The organism is Arthrobacter globiformis (assembly GCF_030815865.1).
Lineage (GTDB): Bacteria > Actinomycetota > Actinomycetes > Actinomycetales > Micrococcaceae > Arthrobacter > Arthrobacter globiformis_B.
Genome location: NZ_JAUSXI010000001.1, coordinates 2,802,009 through 2,823,960, shown reverse-complemented (window position 1 = coordinate 2,823,960; position 21,952 = coordinate 2,802,009). Strand labels below are relative to the sequence as shown.

The window sequence follows — 21,952 nt, the reverse complement described above, 5'->3', positions numbered from 1 at the left end:
GTATCCTCGGCTAATCGGCGGGGTACCGGATTCCTGTTTGGCGGCGAGCCTCGTCCAGCAGAGTCATGGTGATCAGCGATTCAGCCAGCGGCATGGTGGCGCTCTCCGTCAGGCCTTGCTGGACGCAGCGGAGCACCTCGCGCAGCTGATAGGTGTAGCCGCGGCCGGCGGGGGTGAACTTCTCCACGCGGGACTCTCCCGAACCCGTGGTGATGGTCAGTTCCGTCGGATTGAACAAGGGCGCGTTGCACCGCAACATTCCTTTGGTGCCTGACACTGTGGCTGTTTGTGTGGAGACCGTCGTCAGGGACGTCATCAGTTGCGCCTGGGCCCCCGAGGGGTACAGGAGCGTCATGGCGGTCTCGGCGTCGACGCCGTCCCTGTTTCGGTGAGAGGTGGCCGTGAGGGAATGGGGCCGGCCCAGCACAGCAAGCGCCCACGTCAACAGGTACACGCCGACGTCCATGAGTGCGCCACCGCCGTCCTCGCGCTTCCATAGCCGGGCGTCGGGATGGTAAGGCGCCGGGAAACCGAGGTCCGCCTGCATCCACCTGATCTCGCCAAGTTCGCCCGAAGCGGTGATCTGCGCCGCCCGCTGGACGCTGGGGAGGAACCTGGACCATACAGCCTCCATCAGGAACAGGCCTTTCTCCTGTGCCAGACTGACCAGCGACGACGCTTCCCGCGCGTTGATAGTCATCGGTTTCTCGCACAGCACGTGCTTGCCCGCCTCGAGCGCGGCCTTGGCCACTGTGTAGTGGCTGGCGTGCGGCGTGGCGACGTAGACCACGTCTACCTTCTGATCCTGAAGCAGGCGCATGTAGCCAGGGACCCCGCCGGCGTCACCGTACGCCCGGCAGAAGCCGTGCCTGGTGGCAAAGTTGTCCGCACCGCCCTGAGTCCGGGAGCTGACCGCTTGCAGGACGGCGTCGGGCAGCAGTGCCAGATCGCTGACCACCATGGACGCGATCCTGCCCGTGGAAACAACGCCCCACCGGACCGGTTCGCCGGAAGCCCGGAGCGGGTCCGCGTGGCTGGTGGCCAGCAACGGCGTTCCAGTAAGGAGCGCTATTCTGGCAATCAGAGGCTCAGTTGCCGGAGTCAATGCGGCCACTCACGCTCTTGTAGTTCCGGCTGATGAGCGCCTGGAAGTCCGCCTCCGGTGGGCTGTCCACGGCCACGAGCCATTCCGGGCGCTTGCCGGTGAGGGCCCAGGCCGCCTGGACGGCCGCGCCGCGGGCGACGTACTCGCCCGGGCTGGGGATCACCACGGGAAGATCGAAGACCTGCGCGGCGATCTTCTGCACGGCCCGATTCTGCACTGCACCGCCGATCAGCAGCAGGCGCCGGGCCGGCACTCCCAGTTCACGCAGCGCATCCATTCCGCCGGACAGCCCGCACAGCATGCCTTCGACAGCTGCCCGGGCGATGTTGCTCCGCGTCGCCGACGCGATGCTGAGCCCGTGCACGCTTGCCTTCGCGTCCGGCAGGTTGGGCGTACGTTCACCCTCAAAATAGGGCACAAGCACCACTCCCCCGGCGCCGGGTTCCGCGTCCAGCGCCAGACGTGCCAGGCCATCGAAATCGACGTCCAGTACTTCGGCGATGGAACTGAGGACGCGGGCCGCGTTCAAAGTCACGGCAATGGGAAGGTAGCCGCCGCCCGCGTCGGCGAAGCCCGCAACGGTACCGGTGACATCCATGCAGGGGTCGGCTGAGACAGCAAACACCGTGCCGCTGGTCCCCACGGACACCACAATGTCGCCGGGGCTGATGCCCAGGCCCAGCGCAGCTCCGGCGTTGTCGCCGGCGCCTACGCCGATGGCGATTCCACCGTTTACGGGACCGGCGCCCAGGCCGGGCTCCGACGCGTCCTTGCCGTCGGCGAGGAAGCATGCGGGATGAACCCGCCCTGCCGTAGCACCGGGGTCAAGGACCCGGGGCAGAACGACGACGGCGCCGTCCGACCCCGCGGAGTCCGCGGCTTCACGGGCCGGGCGTCCAAAGGCCAGCTTGAACAATTCCAGGTCATAGGCGCCCGATTGAGGGTTCCAGTAGCCGGTGCCGCTGGCGTCGGACCTGTCGGTGGTCAGCTGCCCCAGGTCCGGGCCCAAGGGACTGGATCCTGCCGGGCCGAAGCCCCGCAGCCGCCAGGTCAGCCAGTCGTGCGGCAGGGCGACGGCGGCCACCCGGGCCGCGATCTCGGGCTCATGGTCGCGGACCCAGCGGACCTTGGTGACCGTGAAGGAGGCCACCGGTACCAGGCCGGTCCGCTTGGCATAGTCCTCCGCGCCCACTTCTTCGGTCAGGGCTGCGGCCGACTCTGCCGAGCGGGTGTCGTTCCAGAGCAGGGCAGGCCGCAGCACGTTGCCGTCCCGGTCCAGCAGCACCATGCCGTGCTGCTGGCCCCCCACGGAAAGCGCGCCGACCCCGGAGAGCCCGCCGGCGTCGTCGAACGCTTCGGAAAGCGCCCGCCACCAGTGGTCCGGATGGACCTCGGTGCCGTCCGGATGGCCGGCACGGCCCTCCCGGACCAGGGCACCGGTGTCCGCGTCCAGCACCACCACCTTGCAGCTTTGGGTCGAGGAATCGACCCCGGCAACGAGTGACATAGCAGCAGCCCTCAGTATCAGCGCGCGCCGAGCAGGTGCTCGATGAACAGCTGCTGGAGCTTCACGAAACCGAAGCCCTTGCCGCCGAAGTAGGCGTCGGCGTCGAACTCCTCGTACGCGGACCTGTCCGCGAGCAGCTGCTCGTAGCCTTCGCCCGGGTTCAGCGTGGGGACGTTGATCTCGGAAACCCGCGATGCTTCCAGGGCAGCCTGCACCTCGGGATCTGCACGGAAGGCCTGGGCACGCTCCTTGAGCAGCAGGTAGGTCTGCATGTTGGCCGCCGCGGAATCCCAGACACCCTTGATGTCCTCGGTCCGGCTGGGCTTGTAGTCGAAGTGGCGCGGGCCGTCGTAGGCCGGCCCGCCCTGCGGACCGCCGTTCTCCAGCAGGTCAACCAGGGAGAAGGCGTTCTGCAGGTCACCGTGGCCGAACACCAGGTCCTGGTCGAACTTGATGCTGCGCTGGCCGTTGAGGTCGATGTGGAAGAGCTTGCCCTGGTACAGCGCCTGGGCGATGCCGTGGGTGAAGTTCAGCCCGGCCATCTGCTCGTGGCCGGTCTCCGGGTTGATGCCGACAAGCTCCGGCCGCTCAAGGGTCTCGATGAACGCCATGGCGTGGCCCAGCGTGGGCAGCAGGATGTCCCCGCGCGGTTCGTTGGGCTTGGGCTCGATCGCGAAGCGGATGTTGTAGCCCTTGTCCGTCACGTAGTCGCCCAGCAGGTTCACCGCCTCGCGGTAGCGCTCGAGGGCACCGCGGATGTCCTTGGCGGCGTCGTACTCGCTGCCTTCGCGGCCGCCCCACATCACAAACGTCTCGGCACCCAGCTCCGCGGCGAGGTCGATGTTCTCCAGGACCTTGCGCAGGGCAAAGCGGCGCACACCGCGGTCGTTGCTGGTGAAGCCGCCGTCCTTGAAGACCGGGTGGCTGAACAGGTTGGTGGTCACCATCGGCACCACCATACCGGTGGCCTTCAGCGCACCGGTCAGCCGATCGATCTCCCGCTGCCGTTCAGCCGCAGAGCAGCCGAACGGGAACAGGTCGTTGTCGTGGAAAGTGATGCCGTACGCACCCAGGTCACTGAGCCGGTTGACGGCCTCCACCGTGTCCAGCGGCGGGCGGGTCGCCGAACCGAACTGGTCCTGCGCCTCCCAGCCAACCGTCCAGAGACCGAAGGAAAACTTGTCATCACGCGTGGGCTGAATCGCCATTGAAATGCTCCGAGGCTAGAGGTTATTTGAGCGTTAGGGAAGTCAAAAATGTTCCCAAAACGAATATGTTTCGAGAGCAAACATATTCGGTCTTTTTTGTGAAGTCAAGCACCTGGCGGCCACCGGGAGGTCGCGCCTCGGCGCACGGCTGCGACTCTTCTGGGACATACCGCCGCGTCGGGCCGTTATGTTAGGCGGTGCACCAAACTGCGTTTGGGCGAACATCGAACAAGAGCACGCCAACTCGGGGAATCAGCTCGTGACAGAACGTAAACGGCCCAGCAAACTACACCTACTGCGGCTCCCCGACCCAGCCGTTCGGCCAGCACACAGGAGCGGCAGGACCCAATCAGGTGCGCCGACCGTGTAAGGGCGCTGGGATCCCACGATTCGCTCACTGACCTCGAGGACACCGCGGGAACGCGCTGACGTCCTTGAGGGTCTGGACGACGGCTCAGCATGGACAGCGCACGGTTGTGGGACTGGGAGTCCCGTCCACGCCGCGTATCGGTTAGCCTTCCAGCGCCTGGATGCGGTAGCGCAGGACGTGCGCCTGGCCGGGCTCCAGAACAATGAGGTCCTGGCCTGAATTGAAAGCATCAGGCGGGCAGCTCATAGGTTCGACAGCCAATCCTTTGCGGTCGCGCAGTTCTCCGGAATACAGCTGCACCCAGGGAGCATCGGTGCCGGTGGATTGGAGGACTGCGGAAAGCCTCAGCGCGGGGTTGCGGAGCGTGACGTCCCACTTTCCCTTGGGAAGCGCGGTGAAGGCGTGGTCCAGCCGCTGCGAATCCAGTGTTCTGGCCACAGAGAAGTCGAACTCGGTTCCTTTGGAGTCAAGCAGATCAGTGGGCTGGAGCCTTTCGTCGGTCATGAGCACCTTGCCGGCTGTGAAGCTGAGCTCACAGTTGGAGATGTCCTCTCCCCCGGCGGTCATATAGGGGTGGGAGCCGCAGCCATAGGGTGCGCGCGACTGGCCACGGTTCTCGGCTCTAAGCTCTACCATGAGTCCGGAATCCGCCTCCAGTCTGTAGTTGGTCGAGAGCTCGAGCTGGAACGGGTACCCGGGCTCACCGTTAAGCCGGTGTGTGAGGGTTACCTCCTCAGGTGACTGCTGGCCCACCAGCCATTCACTCCACAGCACGAGTCCGTGCAGGGCACTGCCAGTGGCCGCCTCATTTACGGGCAGCTCGTATCGCTGCCCGGCAAATCCATATGCGCCGCTGTGCACCCGGTTCGGCCAGGGCATGAGGACCTTTCCCGCGTATGCCGGCGGCAGCCCGTCCGGAGGGAAGGGCAGGACGAGGTCCTGACCTTGGAAAGTGAGGCTATGCAGCCCCGCCCCTACAGTGGCCGCACTTGCCTGGTATTCCCCCGCCTCGAGAACGATCAGCTCCCCGTTGGGACTGGCGATTGTGGACATGCGGTTCCTTTCAGGAGGACGTTGCCGGTTAGGACGAGCCGCGTTCGGCACTGCCGTGCTTTGGGGACAACGTGTGCGTTGGGGATTCAGGGCGTTTCAAGTGTTCTGTTGGTTCTGCTGGACAGTGCACGACGCCAAACCCTCCGGCCAGCGCACGTTCCTCCGGGATGATCAAGTCAGCCCGGATGCTACGGCAGAGCACAGCCCGGCTTCGCCAGGAACGAGTCTGTCTGCTCAGCTGTGGGTGGTTACCGGCCGTGGTTCCGAGGATGATCCTCGGATTACCAGGTGGGTTGCCAGCTCCACCCGCTGGGAATCGAGTGCTTCACCGTGGATCTGCCGGAGCACAGCACGGAGCGCAGCGCGGCCCATCTCCTGAAGTGGCTGAGCGACGGAGGTGAGGGGCGGAATGGATTCCTCTGCTTGGTATGTTCCGTCGAATCCTACGAGGCTCAGGTCCTCGGGGACCCGCAGGCCGTTTTTGCGCGCTTCTCCGAGGACTCCGAGTGCAATGATGTCGCTGGCAGCGAAAATGGCGGTAGGTGGCTCCGGGAGACTCAGCAGTTCCTTCAGCCCTTGGGCACCGTGATCTGATCGGAAGCTCCCGGAGATGGTGTACGCGGGGTTCACTGTTAGGCCTTTGGCCATGAGGGCCGCCATGTAGCCGTGCAATCTGGCCTGGTTGCACTCGGCCGTTTCCGGTCCGCCCAGGAACCCGATACGCGAATGCCCCAGTTGCAGCAGGTGTTCTGTTGCAGCCTTACCGCCTGCCCAATTGGTGGCACCGACGCTGACGACGTCGGTCGGGGGCGGATTCATCGGGTCGATCACCGCCACCGGTATCTTCCGGCGCCGGAACGCGTGCAGCTGGGCGGCGCTGAAGGCGGATGTCACAACGATCATGCCGCCGCGGCCGGCATCAACCATTCTCTGCGCCCGTCGTTCCGGGCTTATCGGGGTGCCGCCCGCGTGGCTGGTTACGCTCAGCATCACTTCGACATCCGTGGCGCCAGCATACTCAAGCACTCCGTTGAGGATCTCCACGGAGTACGCGGACGTCAGCGCATCGAAAACCACCTCGACCACAGTTTGCCCTGGCGCAGAGGCCCTGCGCTGCAGCGGGGACTGATAACCCGACGCCTCCAGGGCAGCAATCACCCTGGCACGAGTATCCGGGGAGACATCCTCCCGCCCATTCACGACCTTGGAGACCGTGGGCGCCGAGACGCCGGCCCGCAAAGCAACAGCTGCCAGGGTTATTTTTTCCGGCCGAACGGTCATAGACAAGGCATCCTCGAGTTCCTTCGAAACATTTCGATGAATGCCATCATGCATCTCTTTCGAAAGGTGGTCAACCGCAAATGGAGAGGTTTAGAGAAACTGCGGCAAAAAATATCTTGACTGTGACAGGGCTCACCGTTAGATTTACTTCCACTGGTCGCAACTTTTCGAAACTTTCGAAAGCGCACAGGTGCGACCCTACTGCTCAGACGACATGGACGGTCGGCCTCGAAGCCGGCGAGACAGTCCACTTCACACGTTACCGGGTGCCCAGCGTTGAGCCCGGAGGATGAACGGATACAAAATGAAGATTCGAAAGATGCGCTCTGCTGCCTTGGCAATTTCCGCCGCGGGAGTGGCGCTTAGTCTGGCCGCCTGCGGTTCTGCCGGTCCTGCCGGTTCAAACGTGAGCGGTGACTCGGCCACCATGTGGGGTCTGACCGGCGGTAACCAGCCTGTCATGCAGAAGTCGGTGGACTCGTGGAACCAGACGAACCCGGAGAAATCGATCAAACTGGATTTCTTCGCCAATGACGCCTACAAAACCAAGGTCCGTACCGCCGTGGGCGCCGGTGAAGGCCCAACGTTCATCTATGGCTGGGGCGGTGGAGTGCTGAAGTCCTATGTCGATTCCGGCCAGGTCGCTGACCTGTCCGACTTCGTCAAGGAAAACCCGAAAGTCAAGGACCGGTACCTTCCCTCGGTGCTGAAGAACGGCGAGGTGGACGGCAAGACCTACGCCCTGCCCAACAATAACGTCCAGCCTGTCGTCCTCTACTACAACAAGGAAGTCTTCGAGAAGGTTGGCGCGCAGCCGCCCAAGACCTGGGATGAACTGATGGCACTCGTGCCCAAGTTCAAGGATGCCGGCATTGCCCCGTTCTCGCTTGGCGGCCAGTCCAAGTGGCCGGACCTGATGTGGCTGGAGTACCTCGTCGAGCGCATCGGCGGGCCAGAGGTTTTCGCGAACATCGCCGCCAACAAGCCCGGAGCCTGGTCTGACCCTGCGGTGACAGAAGCACTGACAAAAATTCAGGAACTGGTTGATGCAGGCGGATTTATCAACGGATTCTCGTCCATTGCCGCCGACAGCAACGCCGACCAGGCTCTGATGTACACCGGCAAGGCGGCCATGATCCTGCAAGGCGGCTGGATCTACCAGGGCATGAAGAAAGACGCGCCCGACTTCGTCAAGAGCGGCAAGCTCGGCTTCACCACCTTTCCCGCCGTCGAAGGCGGCAAGGGCGACCCCGCGAACGTCGTAGGCAACCCCTCCAACTTCTGGTCCATCTCCGCCAAGGCCACGGATGCGCAGAAGAAGGCCGCACTGGACTATGTCAAGGATGGCATGTTCACCGACGCGGACACGAAGGCTTTGATCGACTCGGGGGCCGTGCCGGTGATCAACGGAATCGAAGACAAACTCGCTGCGTCTCCGGACAAGGACTTCCTGACCTTTGTCTACGGAATGGCCAAAAAGGCGCCCAACTTCACGCTCTCCTGGGACCAGGCGCTGAGCCCGGCCCAAGGCGACGCGATGCTGTCCAACCTTGACCAGATCTTCCTGAAGAAGATCACCCCCGAGCAGTTCGTCTCCACGATGAACGCGACGACCGGGAAGTAAGAGACCGTGACATCCCTCACTTCTGCACCCCGAAGGGTCCGCGACGCGGGCCCCTCGGGGTGGCTGGCAGCACCGGCCCTTATCTTCTTCCTCGCCTTCGCGGTCGTCCCGCTCATCGGCGTCGTCTTCCTTAGCTTCACGAGCTGGAACGGGCTCGGCGAGATCAAGCTGGAAGGCCTGTCCAGCTGGACCACTGTCCTGACGGATCCGGTGACGGGCAACGCCTTGGTAGTAACAGCCAAGATCATGTTCTTCTCGTTCATCGTCCAAGCGCCCGTCAGTTTGCTGCTTGGCGTGTTTACGGCCGGCGGGCAAAAATACCGCGCAGCTCTGGCCGTCCTCTACTTCCTGCCGCTGCTGCTCTCGTCTGCCGCAGTCGCGATTGCCTTCAAGGCCCTGCTGGACCCTAACTTTGGCCTAGGACCCGGCTTTAAGCTCCCCATCCTGACCCAGGACTGGCTCGGAAATTCGGATCTGGTGCTCTTCGTGGTGGTCTTTGTCATCGCCTGGCAGTTCGTCCCGTTCCACACCCTGATCTATCAGGGCGGGGTGCGCCAGATCCCGACCTCACTCTACGAGGCCGCGGAAATCGATGGGGCGGGACGGTTCCGCCAGTTCTGGAACATCACCCTGCCCCAGCTGAAATACACCATCATCACGTCCTCCACGCTGATGGTGGTAGGCAGTCTGGCCTACTTCGACCTCATCTTCGTGCTCACCGGCGGAGGCCCCGGCTACAGCACACGGCTGCTGCCGCTGCACATGTACCTGACCGGCTTCAAGGCCAACGACATGGGGGCGGCCAGCGCCCTGGGTGTCATCCTCATCGTCATCGGCCTCGGACTCGCGCTGCTCCTGCAGCGCCTGGGCGGGAAGAACCGCAACGCAAGCCAACTGGAAGGTGCCTGATGGCCTCCACGACACAGCTCCCCGTTCCTCCGTCGCGGGTTACTGCAGACCCGGCAGCAGCACCCGTTGCCCGTACCAAAGGCCCGGGCCGGCAGCGTCCAAACCTCCTGGGCGGGGTGGGAGGCTGGCTCTGGCTCGCGATCATTATCATCCCGATCTACTACGTAGTGATTACCAGCTTCAAGAACCAAGCCGGATTCTTCACCTCCAATCCGATGCTTCCGGCGCCAGAACCTACGCTGGACAATTACAAGCTGGTGCTGGACAACAACTTCGTCAAGTACTTCACGAACAGCGTCATCGTCACCCTTGGTACAGTGCTCCCCGCCCTCGCCGTGTCTTTCATGGCCGCATACGCAATCGTCCGGGGTAAAAGCCGGTTCCTGAACTGGACGAACAACCTGTTCCTCCTGGGCCTGGCCATCCCCCTGCACGCCACCATCATTCCCATCTATTGGATGATCACCAGGGCGCACCTGTACGACACACTGCTGGCGCTGATCCTGCCATCCGTGGCTTTTGCCATCCCGGTCAGCGTCCTCATCCTGTCCAACTTCATGCGCGATGTACCCAACGAGCTATTCGAGTCCATGCGCTTGGACGGCTGCTCCGACTGGGCCATGATGTGGCGCCTGGCCCTGCCGATGACCAAGCCGGCGGTGATCACTGTGGGCATCTACAACGCCCTCCACGTATGGAACGGCTTCCTCTTCCCCCTGATCCTCACCCAAAGCCCAGCCACGAGGGTGCTGCCGCTCTCACTGTGGACCTTCCAAGGCGAGTTCAGCGTCAACATCCCCGCCATCCTCGCCTCCGTGGTCCTGGCCACCCTCCCCCTCCTGGTGATTTACGTCGTCGCCCGCCGGCAGCTGCTCAGCGGCCTGACGGCCGGCTTCAGCAAGTAATTCCAGGAACTCCACGAAAGGACACAGAAAATGACTACCGCAAAGCCATTGCGGGTCGGCATGGTCGGCTACGCCTTCATGGGCGCGGCGCACTCCCACGCCTGGCGGACAGCGCCCCGATTCTTCGACCTGCCCCTGCAGCCGCAGCTAACCGCCGTCGCCGGCCGGAACGCCGACGGCGTCAGGGCCGCAGCAGAAAAGCTCGGCTGGGAATCCGTAGAGACAGACTGGCGGCGCCTGATCGAACGCGACGACATCGATCTAATCGACATCTGCACGCCCGGTGACACCCATGCCGAGATCGCGACCGCCGCCCTCGAGGCCGGCAAACACGTGCTGTGCGAAAAGCCGCTCGCCAACTCCGTCGAGGAGGCGGAGCGGATGACGGTTCTGGCTGAGGCAGCTGCGAAGCGGGGTGTCTTTGCGATGTGCGGGTTCAGTTACCGCCGCACACCGGCGCTTGCCCTGGCCAAGCGCATGGTGGACGAAGGCTGGCTGGGAACCATCCGGCATGTCCGCGCCCAGTACCTGCAGGACTGGCTGTCCGATGAGAACGCCCCCATGACCTGGCGGTTGGACAAGTCCAAGTCCGGGTCCGGATCCCTGGGGGACATCGGAGCGCACAGCATCGACGCAGCACAGTGGATCACCGGGCAGAAGATCACCGGGGTATCCGCACTGCTGGAAACGTTCGTTCCGGAGCGTCCCCTGGCCGGGGACCTGGTGGGCCTGGGCGGGCACGGCGACATCGGGCAGGACGCGCCGCTCGGGACAGTCACCGTGGATGACGCCGCCATCTTCAGCGCCCGGTTCGATGGCGGCGCTGCTTCAACGGGCGCCATCGGCGTCTTCGAGGCGACGCGCTACGCGCTGGGACGGAAGAACGCGATGCGGCTGGAACTGAACGGCACCAAGGCGTCCCTTGCCTTCGACTTCGAAGACATGAACGCCCTCTCCTTCTACGATGCTGCCGAATCGCCCGACGCCGGCTTCCGCCGGATCTTCGTCACCGAACCCGAGCACCCCTACGTCGGCAACTGGTGGCCCACCGGCCACGGCCTGGGGTACGAACACGGCTTCACCCACCAGGTGGTGGACCTCGTCACAGCGATCGGCGACAGCCGCCAGCCGGAGCCGTCCTTCGCGGACGCCCTGCAGGTCCAGCGTGTCCTCGCTGCCGTGGAATCCAGCGCAGCCAACTCCAGCCAATGGCAAAAGGTCTGAGAACGTGAGCACAGAAGAAGGAATCCCGATGACCCGGCCTATTACGCTTTTCACCGGCCAGTGGGCCGACCTGCCGTTCGAGGAGGTGGCCCGACTCGCCGGCGAGTGGGGCTTCGATGGCCTGGAGATCGCCTGCTGGGGCGACCATCTGGACCCGCGCCGCGCCGCCGAGGACGACACCTATCTCCAGGACCGGCTGGACATCCTGGAAAAGAACAACCTTCAGGTCTTCGCCATCGCCAACCACCTCACCGGCCAGGCCGTCTGCGACGACCCGATCGACGAACGCCACCAAGGCATCCTCTCTGCAGAAACCTGGGGCGACGGCGAGCCCGAAGGAATCCGGCGACGGGCCGCCGAGGCAATGATGGACACGGCCCGGGCCGCAGCCCGGCTCGGCGTGAAGACCGTAACCGGATTCACCGGTTCCTCCATCTGGAAGGCCGTGGCGATGTTCCCGCCCGCTTCGGAGGACATGATCGACGCCGGGTACCGGGACTTCGCAGACCGCTGGAACCCCATCCTCGACGTCTTTGACGAGGTGGGGGTCCGCTTCGCCCTCGAAGTCCACCCCTCGGAAATCGCCTACGACTACTGGACCACCAAACGCACCCTGGAAGCCATCGGCCACCGCAAGAGCTTCGGCCTGAACTTCGACCCGTCCCACTTCATCTGGCAGGACCTGGACCCCGTGATGTTCCTGCAGGACTTCGCCGAACACATCCTGCACGTGCACGTGAAGGAATCCGTCCGCCAACTCGACGGGCGCAACGGCCGGCTCGGCTCACACCTGCCCTGGGCCGATCCCCGCCGGGGCTGGGACTTCGTCACCGCCGGGCACGGGGACGTGCAGTGGAACAGAATCTTCCGCACCCTGAACGCCATCGGCTACACCGGTCCAACAAGCATCGAATGGGAAGACGCCGGCATGCACCGGCTCACCGGCGCCCCCCAGGCGCTGGCCATGGTGCAGGAACTCGCCCGGATTGCCCCGCCCACCGCCGCGTTCGACGCCGCCTTCGCAAGTCGCTGACGCAACGTTCAAAAACTAAGGAATCATTTCATGACAGAAAACAAGACAGCCCTGGTGGTCCGGGGCGGCTGGGACGGCCATCAGCCTTACGAGGCCACGGAACTCTTCATCCCGTTCCTCAAAGACAACGGGTACGACGTCAGGGTCGAGGAATCCCCAAAGGTCTACGCCGACGCCGCCTATATGGCCGGAGTGGACCTCATCATGCAGTGCATGACCATGACCACCATCGAAAAAGACGAATTCGCCGGACTCCGCGCCGCCGTCGAAAACGGCACGGGCCTGGCCGGCTGGCACGGCGGGATCGCCGACTCCTACCGCAACAACTCCGACTACCTGCACCTGATCGGCGGCCAGTTCGCCTGCCACCCCGGCAAGCACTCCGACGAGTGCATCGGAGAGCAGTCCGACAACTACGTGCCCTACACGGTGAACATGCTCCCCGCCGCCGCCGAGCACCCCATCACCAAAGGCATCTCCGACTTCGACCTCGTCACCGAACAGTACTGGGTCCTCTCGGACGACTACATCGACGTCCTGGCCACCACCACCCAGAAAGTTCGCGCGTGGGACCCCTGGAACCGCGAAGTGACCTCACCGGCCATCTGGACCCGCCAATGGGGCAAGGGCCGCATCTTCGTCGCCACCCCCGGACACCGCACAGACATCCTTCAGGACACCAACGTCCGCACCATCATCGAAAGGGGCCTGCTATGGGCAAGCCGGTAAACGTAGGAATCATTGGCTGCGGGGCCATCATCGCCCAGTACCTCACCAATTTCCGCCGCCTCCACGCCGTAGAACTGGTAGCGGTGGCCGACCTGGATCCCGCCCGCGCCCAGGCCGTCGCGGACGACTATGAGGGCGTTCGCGCTGTCTCAGTTGACGAACTCATCGCCGCGGACGACGTCGACCTCGTTCTCAACCTGACCATTCCCGCAGCCCATGCAGACATCGCGCTAAAGGCCATCGCCGCCGGAAAGAGCGTCTACGGGGAGAAGCCCCTCGCAGCCAACGTCATGGAAGCCCGGCAAGTGCTCGAGGCGGCTGCCAAGGCAGGTGTGAAGGTCGGGTGTGCCCCCGACACCGTCCTGGGCACCGGAATCCAGACCGCCCGGAAGGCCATCGACGACGGCCTCATCGGCGCCCCGATCAGCGCCACCGCCACCATGGTCACCCCCGGACACGAGCGCTGGCACCCCAACCCCGACTTCTACTACCAGCCAGGCGGCGGACCCCTGCTCGACATGGGGCCCTACTACGTGAGCGCTCTGGTCACTCTGCTCGGCCCGGTCGTGTCCGTGATTGGCGCGGCCAGCCACACGCGCAACGAACGAACCATCGGCTCGGGCCCCCGGGCAGGTGAATCCATCCCTGTGACCACGGACTCCCACGTCACCGGCATCCTGATGCACGCCTCGGGCGCACTGTCCACACTGGTGATGAGCTTTGACGCTGTCCAGTCCAAGTCCCCCAACATCGAAATCCACGGGGAGCTAGGCTCACTTGTGGTTCCGGATCCAAACCATTTCGACGGCGACGTTCAGCTGTTCCTCCTCGGCGCCGAGTCCTGGGAGACGTTGCCGGTTTCCGCCGGTTACGTCGACTCAGGCCGCGGCTTTGGCATCGCCGACCTCGCCGCCACTGCGGCGGGAAGCGAACCACGCGCCGGAGGGGTGCTGGCTTTCCACGCGCTCGAGGTCATGGAATCCATCCTCGTATCGGCGCGCACCGGAGCCGCCGTGCCCATCCAGAGCACCGCAGCGAGGCCCGATCCTGTTCCCTTGATCAACCTCAACCAGGCAGCCACGGTGGAACAGACACTGCCATCCGAAGGGATTCGGCAGGAAGAAGTCCAGCCCGTCAGTTCGTAGGACTGCGCAGATACGCCCCGCTGGCACAAGGCGGGGCGTATCGTCTAGCTGCCGCCGGCGATCTTTCTGCTGCTCTCCTGCTCCCCGCAATCGGCTCCCAGCGGATATACCCGGTCGCGCGATCGCCAGCCTTCGCTCAGGGTGTCACCTCTGGGAGTCAATTGGAAGTCAGCCACTGCCAGATCGTCCGCCAGCTGCTACCTGGACGGGCAAACTGCTATTTGCTGCGATCCGACTTTCGGGCTCGTGGTGTTTGATGGCGAGGTGCAGGGCGAACCCCGTCGGGATGTTGGTGGTGGCTGCTGTGCGCCGCTTCTCGATCGGCTCTTCGAAGGGGCGGCTGATGCGGGCCAAGTTGCTGCGGCCCTCCAATTGGTAGCCGTCCCCGGCCCCGGGTCACGGACGTGTTCCTGCCCAAGATCGAGGTATGGATCGAGGCGTCCAAGGGACGGATCTGCGCCGACAAAGCCCACGAAAAGCTCTTGGGCCTGGGCTACGAGGGGTCGGAGCGGCCCACCCCGCCGGGCCATCGCCCAGGTCAAGGCCGCGTGGCGGCTGGGGCATGTATGGGTCCACCGGCCATGGATCACCGAGCCGGGGATGTGGCTGCAGTATGACTTCGGTGACGGACCACGCGTCGACGGCGTGAAGACCATCCCGTTCGTCGCGTGACTGGCGTTCTCCGGGTTCCGGATCGTGATCCCGTTGCGGGACCGGACCGCGTCGAGCGTGTTCCCGGCACTGGACCGGTGTTTCCGGATTCTGGGCGGGGCAACGATATATGTGCTGACCGATAACGAGAAAACCGTTACCACCATCCACGTCGCCGGGGTCCCCGGTGCGGAACCAGCAGACCCTGGACCTCGCCCGCCACTACGGGGTCACGGTGCTGAGGAAAACGGTGCCTGGGAAGCGATGTCCCGGGTCACGGAATTGTGCGGCAGGCGCCGGTATCCCCTGCTCGTCGAGATCCGACCCTCCGCTGGACCGGCAAGCACACAAGGACGGCATTTACCGGCTCCTGGCCGCTGACCCGCGTGCCCATCATCGGGGCATCCCCGGTTGGACGCGTCATCGTGAACTTTTATCTCTGCAGACATCCCCGCCCATTCCCACCCGGTTGTTTGACTCAGCCCAGGAGGCGCTGGGTTGGTTTGGCTACGCGGGCACGTCCGGGCTTCCTGCAACGCCATCAGCAAAGGAACAGCAACAATGAATGGACCACCGGGATCTGTTCTGTGCAGAGGATCCGGGCATGGATGCCATACGAGCCGGATCAACTGACCTTCCTCCTGGCGTCGAAGTGACCCACACTTGTGCACAGAGTTTTCTCTCTTCACATCGACGTACGTTCGGCGAAAGGCAGGTCAGGTTGTGGTTTCTTTGATCTCGATGGCAGCACTTACTGGACCGCAGGAGCTCAAGCCCACCGTCCCTTCTCCCCGGAGCATTAAGTCCACGGACCTGCCGAAACTCGCAGACCTCTATCTGCATGCCTACGGCGACGGAACATCCCCTTCGGACGCAGAAAAAGCCGCCGATAGGATCAGCGCCGCCTTCGAAGGCGTCCACGGCACCCCTATCCCTCAAGCTTCCCTATTAACCGCTGACGCAGAAGGCCGCATCACCGCCGCTATCATCACCACAGAGCGAGGCCTTGGAACCGACGGAACCAGAACTGCTTTCATCGCAGAACTTTTCACCCACCCCGATCACCGCAGGCAGGGCCTCGCCGAAAAACTCCTCAGCCACGCCCTCCAGGCCCTGCACGATACGGGCCACAAGACCCTGGCTGTGACCGTAAACAGCGCTAACGCCGCCGCCATCGCCCTCTACCTGTCCCGAGACTTCCGCCGCCTCACCCCCTTCGCAGGGAACGACGACTAAGCCAATCGCGAGAGGTGTGGCCACCAGAAATTCCTCGTCATATCGCTGGACGATCAACCAGATATTTATTAGTGTCTCTAACTACGGAAACCGGCAGGGGCGCGAACAGCGCCCGGGGAGGAGGAGCGCATCACCGCTGACCAATACCAGAGATCAACTGCCCAACCCGCTGAAAGCCCCTCCCGAGGGGCTTTCCTCATTTGCCGCGAGTATGAAACGGACACAGTCATTTGTTCCAGCACTTCATCACTCGTCCCAACCGCGCCCGCATGGAGCCGCGGCTGGCCAAAAGGCCCAGTGCGTCGCAGCATGATGAAATGTGGACTATCGGCGTTCCGAAGCTGCGGATGAGAAGTCCGCCTGAGGCGGATCGATGCCGGTGCTCCCTGGGCCTACTCCTCGCGGTCGATCTCCAAGTAGCTGAGGCCGCTCAGGTCTAACCAATATTGGCTTGGTGTTTCCACCAACCGCAGCAGCACTCCGTGGCAGTCGCGGCAGCGGACCACAATGCCGGGTGCGTCGGTGAAGGCCATGGCCTCGCCAAAAGCTCTAACTGAGCCGCAATGCCTACAGCGTCCGAGCGCCGCGATGATGTCGATGCGGAACACTTCGGACAGGGCGCCGGCCGTGGCGTTCCCGTCCACATACGGAATCGGGTCATGGGGTGCTGCTGCAATGTCCTGGTCTTCGGAGTCCGGGACAGCAAAGTTGTCTGGGCCGTTCACCGGATACCTCCCGTCCCGCCAAACCGTTCAGTCTTTATCGACTCCCGCGAATAGCCGGCCATCACAAGCCAGTCCGCGACGGTCTCCACGAAGACGGTTTGCCCGCAAACAAATACATCCGGATTCTCCTCAGCTGGGAAGATCTTGGCCAAAAGGGTGTCCGAAGCAAGGCGCGCCGGCGTGACCGGCCAGCCCTCCGGCGTCGAGCGCGTATAGACGTAGTCGACCATTAGCTTGGCTGATTCCTGGTCCAATCGACGCAGCTCGTCGCGGTAAAGCGAAGCCTCGGGGGACTTGAGGGAATAGAGCAACTTGAAAGGGGCCTCGTTGTTGGAGGCCTGATGGGCGCGGATCATCGACATCAGCGGCACCACACCGGATCCTCCCCCGATCAGCTGCACCCGATTCACATTGCTCGGCCGCCAGACAAACCACCCGCCCACCGGCCCCCGGATTTCCAACCGGTCCCCGACGGCCAAGTCCCGGACAAGGTAAGGCGACACTTCGCCGTCAGACAGCTCGTCAACGGTGATTTCCAGATGCTCATCCATACCTGTGGACGCCACCGAGTAAGAGCGGATGGCCGTGTACCCGTCGTCGGCGGTGAGGCGGAGGTCAATGTGCTGGCCGGCCAGATGTCCCATTAGGCCATCCACACGCAGCCGAATGGTCCTGGCTGTGGCGTGTTCCGCTACCCCGCCCACTACTTCAGCGACATGCCATACGGAGCTCACGGCAAGAGCCTCACGAGTACCGCTCCTCGCGCCACGGATTGCCGTGAAGATGATAGCCATTCGATTCCCAGAAACCGGGAACGTCTTCCCCTGTCAGTTCCAAACCATGAATCCACTTGGCGCTTTTCCAGAAATACAAATGCGGGACCAAAAGCCGAGCCGGACCGCCGTGGGCCCGTTCAAGAGGTTCGCCATCGAATTCCCAGGCCACCCACGCCTTGCCGCCCAGGAGGTCCCAAAGCGGAACATTGGTTGTGTAGCCGCCGAAGGAATGCGCCGTGGCGAAGTCGCTAGTGGTTTCCACGTTTTCGAAGAGTGCGTCCAACGAAACTCCACGCCACACTGTCCCCAGTTTTGACCAGCTGGTCACACAGTGAATGTCCTTAGTGATTTCCTCCTGCGGCAAGGCCAAGAATTCATTCCAGGACCAAGAGAGCCGCAGGCCATTCTCAGTGGTGATGAAAAATTCCCATTCGTCGATGGGTATTAGCGGAGCAGGTCCGGCCGTCAGGACGGGAAAGTCCTGCGTTTCATGCTGCCCAGGAGGCAGTGCAGGATTCTCCGACCGCCGTCCACGGAAACCGGAAGAAATGATACCCATGATGCACCTCCGCAGTGGAGCTCCACCCGGCCCAGCGGCCGACGTTGCCCCAACCATAGGGCAACGTCGGGGCGTGGTCTAGGCATCAACGGGACTCAGCCGGGGCGTCGAACAAAAACCAATGCGTGGGTTGAAGGGAACAAGCTCTCGGCGGGCGAGTGGCGCCCGGTAAAGGTACACCCACCCCGACGTCAGGCAGTTGTGCGAACCTGTTGTCAGAATAGGATCGATTCGGCTCCGTCCGACACCCTCTGGGACGGTCTTGGCTTTCAGCCTGACAATATTCAACCGGAAGGTATCAGAGGACCGTCACCGAATCGGCAAGCAGGAGGGGGTCGGGGTATCCTCTCCGAGATTTTCCCGATACACATGCGCGGACTCGGGATCGGCGTCTCTGTATTTTGCCTCTGGATTGCAAATGCCCTGCTCGGACTCTTCTTCCCCGCTCTTGTCGCACAACTGGGGCTCACGGGAACACTTCCTGCTGGCCATTGCCCGTCAGAGCGACGGCGTCGACAGCGGGGTACTGGGCATGCACGAAGTCGCGATCCGGGAAGAAATCATCGGCGCCGGGTAACTAACTCGTCCCACATTGAAGCCGCAGACCAGGCCGGTCTGCGGCTTCAATGCTGTCCGGCGGCAGCTTTTCTGTCTGGCGCCGGGCCCGTCGGCACTGCAAGCGTTGGGCGAAACGGCCCAAACTGTTCAGGCCTTGACCAGTCTTGGTCCCGGGTCTAGCTTTACGTTGCTGACCAAGCAGATCCCGGAACGACTTGAAGGAGCCCTCTCCATGGCACTCGTCACTCTCCTCCACCGCTTCGCCGACTACGACACGTTCCGCAGGGTCTACGACGCTGCAGACGGGCTGCGGCAATCCGGCGGCGTGAGCGATCATTCGGTCCACCGTATGGCCGACGACCCCAACAACATCCTGGTGCTCCACTACTTCGATTCTGTCGAGAAAGCCCGCGCCTATCTGGGCAATCCGGAACTCAAAGACGCCATGCAGCAGGCCGGCATGCAGGGCGAGCCCCGGATCGAGTTCTACGAATAAGGAACAGTGGTCCTGCCCGCTCCGATACCTTTGCCACACTCAAGCAACTGCCTGGCATTGCTCGACCAGACGAGACAGGACCGCGATGACTCAACCTCGGCCAACGTCTGACGAGATCCGATCCAACACGTTGGCGGACGTCCGGCGGTTCGGTTTCGGTAAGGGGGTGGGGCTGGCCAATCGCCGGCGCGCCCTTGGGTGGCACCGGTGATTGGCCAAGCAGGTTGAGCGTGTGGTTAGCGGTCGCGGTCGATGGCGGCGTCCAGCCCTGCCGAAAGCGGTGCGCCGACGAGGTCGAGAGCGGCGAGGGCTTCGTCGATTCGCTGCAGGTCGTTCGCGCTGAGTTCGAGGTCGGCTGCGGGCAGGTTGTCGTCGAGGTGGGTCAGGCGGGTGCCGCCGGGGATCGGAACGACCCACGGTTTCTGGGCCACGAGCCAGGCCAGTGCCAGTTGCGCCGGGGAGGCGCCCTTTTCGGCTCCGAAATTCTTGAGGAAGTCGACGAGGGCGAAGTTCGCCTCAAGTGCCTCGGGCGTGAAGCGGGGGAAGTCCGCCCGCAGGTCGTTAGGGTTGTCGAACTTCATGTCCCGGGTGATGCCACCGGTGAGAAATCCCTGTCCGAGCGGGCCCCAGGCGACCAGCCCGATCCCGAGTTCTTCGCAGACCCCGAACTTCGTGGCTTCCGGTTCCCGCATCCACAGTGAGTAATGGTCCTGGATGACGGCGACCGGTTGGACGGCATGGGCACGGCGGATGCTTGTTTCGCTCGCTTCCGACAGTCCGAAGTGACGCACTTTGCCTTCGGCGATGAGTTCCTTGACGCTGCCTGCGACGTCCTCCATCGGGACGTTGGGGTCGACCCGGTGCTGGTACAGCACGTCGATGTGATCGGTGCGCAGCCGGCGCAGCGACGCCTCAACCACGTCCCGAATGTGCCCGGGGCGGCTGTTGAGTCCGACCGTTTCTCCGTTGGCGTTAATGTCGAAACCGAACTTGGTGGCCACTTGAACCTCGTCCCGGATGGGCTGCAGCGCTTCGCCGACCAGCTCTTCGTTGACGTAGGGGCCGTAGCCCTCGGCGGTGTCGAACAAGGTGACGCCGCGTTCGGAGGCGGACCGGATGACGGCAAGGGCTTCGGCCCGGTCGATAGCGGGGCCAAGGCCGAAGCTCAGGCCCATGCAGCCAAGGCCGATGGCCGATGTTTCAAGGGCGTCGCCGAGCTTGCGTGTTTTCATTGCATTTTTCCTTTGTGGTGTTGAACGCGCGTGGATTGGGGGGAATGAAGGAGGCAGAGAAAGTAGATGGGTGTGCTGTTGTCGGTGGCGCCCCAGCGGGTCGGGTCTGGGACAGTTCAGCGGGCGGGCTCAGTCTCTGGTGCGGGCACGGTCGACCTTGTTTTCCTGGCTCGCCGGGCCGCGAGATCCGAAGGCAGGATGAAGGCCGCTGTGGTGACCAGGGCCAGGAGAAGGAGGACGCTGCCCGTGGTGAGTGCGGCACTGACCTGCGCGGCCAGGTGCTCCGCAGCAGGGCCTCCGGTGGGGACGGTGGCTGCGGCCGCGACCGCGATACCGAGACCCAGGCAGGTACCAACCTGGTGGAAGGTGTTCACAAGGCCCGAGGCGGCGCCGGCGTCGGCCGCGGGGGCACCAATGATGCCGAATGACGTCAGCGGCGCGAAGGCAAACCCCTGGCCGGCGCCAATGAGGACCATGGGCAGGGCGACTCCCGTCCAGTAGCTGAAGTCGGTTCCGACACAGCTGAGCCAGAACATCCCTGCGAGGGTGATCAGGATCCCGGCCAGCAGGGCAACCGAGCCCGGCATCCTCCGGAGGAGCGGCGGGATGCTCATGGCGACGGCGAAGTTCACGGCGGTCATGGGCAGGAATCCGATGCCGGCCTGCAGCGGGTCGAAGCCAAGGACTTCCTGCATGAACTGGGTGGTAAAGAAAAAGAACCCGATCATCGCACCGAGATAGAGGAAACGTGCCACATAGGCGCCAGCACGCCGGCGGCTCGCGAACAGCCGCAACGGCATGATCGGCTGGGCCACCTTGCGTTCGATCAGCACGAACAAGACCAGAAGAACGACGCCGGCGCCCACGGCCGTAACGGTCACCGGCGAGGTCCAGCCCACCTCAGCGGTATTGATGATGCCAAATACCAGGGCTCCGACGCCGAGGGTCGCGGTCAGCGCCCCGAACAGGTCGAAGCGTCCGCTGGCGCGGCCGGTTTCGGGGAGGAACCGCGGGGCGAGGGCGATCATCGCCGCGCCGATGGGCACGTTGACGAAGAACCCGGCCCGCCAGGAGATCCAGTGCGCCAGTGCGCCGCCGATGACCAGGCCGAGGCTGGCACCGATCCCGGCGGTCGCACCGTAGAGGGACACCGCCCGGGTTCGCTCACGGCCTTCCGGGAAGCTCGCCGTCAGCAAGGACAGCGACGCGGGGGCCACGATCGCAGCCCCGATACCCTGAACGGCGCGGCCGGCGATCGCCCACCAGCCCGCCGGAGCCAGTCCGATCAGCAGCGATGCGAGCGAGAACACCACCAAACCGAACACGAACACGCGCCGCCGGCCCAGCAGGTCACCGGCCCTCGCGCCGAGGAGCAGCAGCCCGCCGAAGACCAGCGTGTACGCGTCCTGGACCCATGAGAGCTCAATGGTGCTCAGCTGCAGGTCGGCCTGCAGGCTGGGCAGCGCGGTGAAGATGACCGAGTTGTCCAGCAGGATCATGACGTAGCTGGCGAGGATGATCGCCAGGATCGCCGCCGGGTGGGCAGTGGTGGTTGGTGCGGGTTTCATGCTTTCCATGCAACCGTGATTTTTTAGGGTCCGGGAGTCACTGATGTTCCGGGTAATG

The 21,952-nt window shown here is 63.8% G+C and carries 20 protein-coding genes and 2 pseudogenes; 12 read left to right on the top strand and 10 right to left on the bottom strand.

Annotated elements, in window-relative coordinates; all coding sequences use genetic code 11:
• Window positions 1-10: 10 nt before the first annotated feature.
• The 5 genes from QFZ33_RS12940 to QFZ33_RS12920 all read right to left on the bottom strand — a co-directional run bounded on the left by QFZ33_RS12940 (window position 11) and on the right by QFZ33_RS12920 (window position 6,524).
• Window positions 11-1,114: a Gfo/Idh/MocA family protein gene (locus QFZ33_RS12940; RefSeq protein WP_307028025.1), complete on the bottom strand. Its 1,104-nt coding sequence runs from the start codon at window positions 1,112-1,114 to the stop codon at window positions 11-13.
• Entirely contained in the window at window positions 1,089-2,612 is a 1,524-nt protein-coding gene (gene xylB, locus QFZ33_RS12935; protein WP_307028023.1) for a xylulokinase, read from the bottom strand. Before xylB ends, QFZ33_RS12940 begins: the two co-directional genes overlap by 26 nt.
• 17 nt (window positions 2,613-2,629) lie before the next feature.
• Window positions 2,630-3,820 carry a xylose isomerase gene (gene xylA, locus QFZ33_RS12930; RefSeq protein WP_307028021.1) on the bottom strand — a complete coding sequence of 397 codons (1,191 nt, stop codon included), beginning with the start codon at window positions 3,818-3,820 and terminating at the stop codon, window positions 2,630-2,632.
• Window positions 3,821-4,331: 511 nt separating this feature from the next.
• Window positions 4,332-5,243: an aldose-1-epimerase gene (locus QFZ33_RS12925; RefSeq protein WP_307028018.1), complete on the bottom strand. Its 912-nt coding sequence runs from the start codon at window positions 5,241-5,243 to the stop codon at window positions 4,332-4,334.
• 234 nt (window positions 5,244-5,477) lie between these two features.
• Window positions 5,478-6,524 carry a LacI family DNA-binding transcriptional regulator gene (locus QFZ33_RS12920; RefSeq protein WP_307028016.1) on the bottom strand — a complete coding sequence of 349 codons (1,047 nt, stop codon included), beginning with the start codon at window positions 6,522-6,524 and terminating at the stop codon, window positions 5,478-5,480.
• Between the two features lie 304 nt (window positions 6,525-6,828).
• Between QFZ33_RS12920 and QFZ33_RS12915 the strand changes: the two genes are divergently transcribed.
• The 9 genes and pseudogenes from QFZ33_RS12915 (at window position 6,829) to QFZ33_RS12875 (ending at window position 15,980) form a co-directional block, all read left to right on the top strand.
• The gene (locus tag QFZ33_RS12915) at window positions 6,829-8,148 is read left to right on the top strand and encodes an extracellular solute-binding protein (RefSeq protein WP_214858335.1); all 1,320 of its coding nucleotides are present in this window, start codon (window positions 6,829-6,831) and stop codon (window positions 8,146-8,148) included.
• 6 nt (window positions 8,149-8,154) lie between these two features.
• Window positions 8,155-9,057, top strand: coding sequence for a carbohydrate ABC transporter permease (locus QFZ33_RS12910; protein ID WP_307028014.1), 903 nt, complete (start codon window positions 8,155-8,157; stop codon window positions 9,055-9,057).
• A complete protein-coding gene (locus QFZ33_RS12905; protein WP_214858323.1) occupies window positions 9,057-9,962 on the top strand; it encodes a carbohydrate ABC transporter permease in 906 nt (301 codons plus the stop codon). Before QFZ33_RS12910 ends, QFZ33_RS12905 begins: the two co-directional genes overlap by 1 nt.
• A gap of 30 nt (window positions 9,963-9,992) precedes the next feature.
• Entirely contained in the window at window positions 9,993-11,186 is a 1,194-nt protein-coding gene (locus QFZ33_RS12900; protein WP_307028012.1) for a Gfo/Idh/MocA family protein, read from the top strand.
• Between the two features lie 28 nt (window positions 11,187-11,214).
• The gene (locus tag QFZ33_RS12895) at window positions 11,215-12,219 is read left to right on the top strand and encodes a sugar phosphate isomerase/epimerase family protein (RefSeq protein ID WP_307028010.1); all 1,005 of its coding nucleotides are present in this window, start codon (window positions 11,215-11,217) and stop codon (window positions 12,217-12,219) included.
• A gap of 30 nt (window positions 12,220-12,249) precedes the next feature.
• Window positions 12,250-12,948, top strand: coding sequence for a ThuA domain-containing protein (locus QFZ33_RS12890; RefSeq protein WP_307028008.1), 699 nt, complete (start codon window positions 12,250-12,252; stop codon window positions 12,946-12,948).
• Entirely contained in the window at window positions 12,933-14,093 is a 1,161-nt protein-coding gene (locus QFZ33_RS12885; RefSeq protein ID WP_307028006.1) for a Gfo/Idh/MocA family protein, read from the top strand. Before QFZ33_RS12890 ends, QFZ33_RS12885 begins: the two co-directional genes overlap by 16 nt.
• A 386-nt stretch (window positions 14,094-14,479) precedes the next feature.
• Window positions 14,480-14,985: pseudogene (locus tag QFZ33_RS12880) on the top strand (IS21 family transposase); the annotation flags it as partial.
• Window positions 14,986-15,485: 500 nt separating this feature from the next.
• Window positions 15,486-15,980: a GNAT family N-acetyltransferase gene (locus QFZ33_RS12875; protein ID WP_307028004.1), complete on the top strand. Its 495-nt coding sequence runs from the start codon at window positions 15,486-15,488 to the stop codon at window positions 15,978-15,980.
• A 392-nt stretch (window positions 15,981-16,372) separates the two neighbouring features.
• Here the strand turns inward: QFZ33_RS12875 and QFZ33_RS12870 are convergent, their stop codons facing one another.
• From QFZ33_RS12870 to QFZ33_RS12860, 3 genes are all read right to left on the bottom strand, one after another.
• A complete protein-coding gene (locus QFZ33_RS12870) occupies window positions 16,373-16,705 on the bottom strand; it encodes a DUF6510 family protein (RefSeq protein WP_307028002.1) in 333 nt (110 codons plus the stop codon).
• Window positions 16,702-17,349, bottom strand: a complete 648-nt coding sequence (locus QFZ33_RS12865) for an FAD-binding oxidoreductase (RefSeq protein WP_307028000.1) — start codon at window positions 17,347-17,349, stop codon at window positions 16,702-16,704. Before QFZ33_RS12865 ends, QFZ33_RS12870 begins: the two co-directional genes overlap by 4 nt.
• 100 nt (window positions 17,350-17,449) lie before the next feature.
• A complete protein-coding gene (locus QFZ33_RS12860) occupies window positions 17,450-18,040 on the bottom strand; it encodes a molybdopterin-dependent oxidoreductase (protein ID WP_307027998.1) in 591 nt (196 codons plus the stop codon).
• A 342-nt stretch (window positions 18,041-18,382) separates the two neighbouring features.
• On the opposite strand from QFZ33_RS12860, the pseudogene QFZ33_RS12855 reads away from it, so the two are divergent.
• From QFZ33_RS12855 to QFZ33_RS12845, 3 genes and pseudogenes are all read left to right on the top strand, one after another.
• Window positions 18,383-18,517 (top strand): annotated as a pseudogene (locus tag QFZ33_RS12855) (MFS transporter); the annotation flags it as partial.
• Entirely contained in the window at window positions 18,459-18,617 is a 159-nt protein-coding gene (locus QFZ33_RS12850) for a hypothetical protein (protein WP_307031988.1), read from the top strand. The pseudogene QFZ33_RS12855 and the gene QFZ33_RS12850, both read left to right, overlap by 59 nt.
• 213 nt (window positions 18,618-18,830) lie before the next feature.
• Window positions 18,831-19,094, top strand: coding sequence for an antibiotic biosynthesis monooxygenase (locus QFZ33_RS12845; protein WP_307027996.1), 264 nt, complete (start codon window positions 18,831-18,833; stop codon window positions 19,092-19,094).
• 236 nt (window positions 19,095-19,330) lie between these two features.
• Here the strand turns inward: QFZ33_RS12845 and QFZ33_RS12840 are convergent, their stop codons facing one another.
• Both QFZ33_RS12840 and QFZ33_RS12835 read right to left on the bottom strand, forming a co-directional pair.
• Window positions 19,331-20,326 (bottom strand): aldo/keto reductase, encoded by a 996-nt coding sequence (locus QFZ33_RS12840; protein WP_307027994.1) that lies wholly within the window; start codon window positions 20,324-20,326, stop codon window positions 19,331-19,333.
• Window positions 20,327-20,442: 116 nt separating this feature from the next.
• Window positions 20,443-21,894, bottom strand: a complete 1,452-nt coding sequence (locus QFZ33_RS12835) for an MFS transporter (protein WP_307027992.1) — start codon at window positions 21,892-21,894, stop codon at window positions 20,443-20,445.
• Window positions 21,895-21,952 lie beyond the last annotated feature (58 nt).

Excerpts from the sequence above, each read along its gene's own strand:
- QFZ33_RS12895 (WP_307028010.1), top strand. The coding sequence starts at position 11,215 with ATGACCCGGCCTATTACGCTTTTCACCGGCCAGTGGGCCGACCTGCCG.
- QFZ33_RS12925 (WP_307028018.1), bottom strand. The coding sequence starts at position 5,243 with ATGTCCACAATCGCCAGTCCCAACGGGGAGCTGATCGTTCTCGAGGCG.
- xylA (WP_307028021.1), bottom strand. The coding sequence starts at position 3,820 with ATGGCGATTCAGCCCACGCGTGATGACAAGTTTTCCTTCGGTCTCTGG.
- xylB (WP_307028023.1), bottom strand. The coding sequence starts at position 2,612 with ATGTCACTCGTTGCCGGGGTCGATTCCTCGACCCAAAGCTGCAAGGTG.
- QFZ33_RS12885 (WP_307028006.1), top strand. The coding sequence starts at position 12,933 with ATGGGCAAGCCGGTAAACGTAGGAATCATTGGCTGCGGGGCCATCATC.
- QFZ33_RS12845 (WP_307027996.1), top strand. The coding sequence starts at position 18,831 with ATGGCACTCGTCACTCTCCTCCACCGCTTCGCCGACTACGACACGTTC.
- QFZ33_RS12850 (WP_307031988.1), top strand. The coding sequence starts at position 18,459 with ATGCCCTGCTCGGACTCTTCTTCCCCGCTCTTGTCGCACAACTGGGGC.
- QFZ33_RS12835 (WP_307027992.1), bottom strand. The coding sequence starts at position 21,894 with ATGAAACCCGCACCAACCACCACTGCCCACCCGGCGGCGATCCTGGCG.
- QFZ33_RS12890 (WP_307028008.1), top strand. The coding sequence starts at position 12,250 with ATGACAGAAAACAAGACAGCCCTGGTGGTCCGGGGCGGCTGGGACGGC.
- QFZ33_RS12840 (WP_307027994.1), bottom strand. The coding sequence starts at position 20,326 with ATGAAAACACGCAAGCTCGGCGACGCCCTTGAAACATCGGCCATCGGC.
- QFZ33_RS12860 (WP_307027998.1), bottom strand. The coding sequence starts at position 18,040 with ATGGGTATCATTTCTTCCGGTTTCCGTGGACGGCGGTCGGAGAATCCT.
- QFZ33_RS12875 (WP_307028004.1), top strand. The coding sequence starts at position 15,486 with ATGGCAGCACTTACTGGACCGCAGGAGCTCAAGCCCACCGTCCCTTCT.
- QFZ33_RS12900 (WP_307028012.1), top strand. The coding sequence starts at position 9,993 with ATGACTACCGCAAAGCCATTGCGGGTCGGCATGGTCGGCTACGCCTTC.
- QFZ33_RS12915 (WP_214858335.1), top strand. The coding sequence starts at position 6,829 with ATGAAGATTCGAAAGATGCGCTCTGCTGCCTTGGCAATTTCCGCCGCG.
- QFZ33_RS12905 (WP_214858323.1), top strand. The coding sequence starts at position 9,057 with ATGGCCTCCACGACACAGCTCCCCGTTCCTCCGTCGCGGGTTACTGCA.
- QFZ33_RS12865 (WP_307028000.1), bottom strand. The coding sequence starts at position 17,349 with ATGGGACATCTGGCCGGCCAGCACATTGACCTCCGCCTCACCGCCGAC.
- QFZ33_RS12920 (WP_307028016.1), bottom strand. The coding sequence starts at position 6,524 with ATGACCGTTCGGCCGGAAAAAATAACCCTGGCAGCTGTTGCTTTGCGG.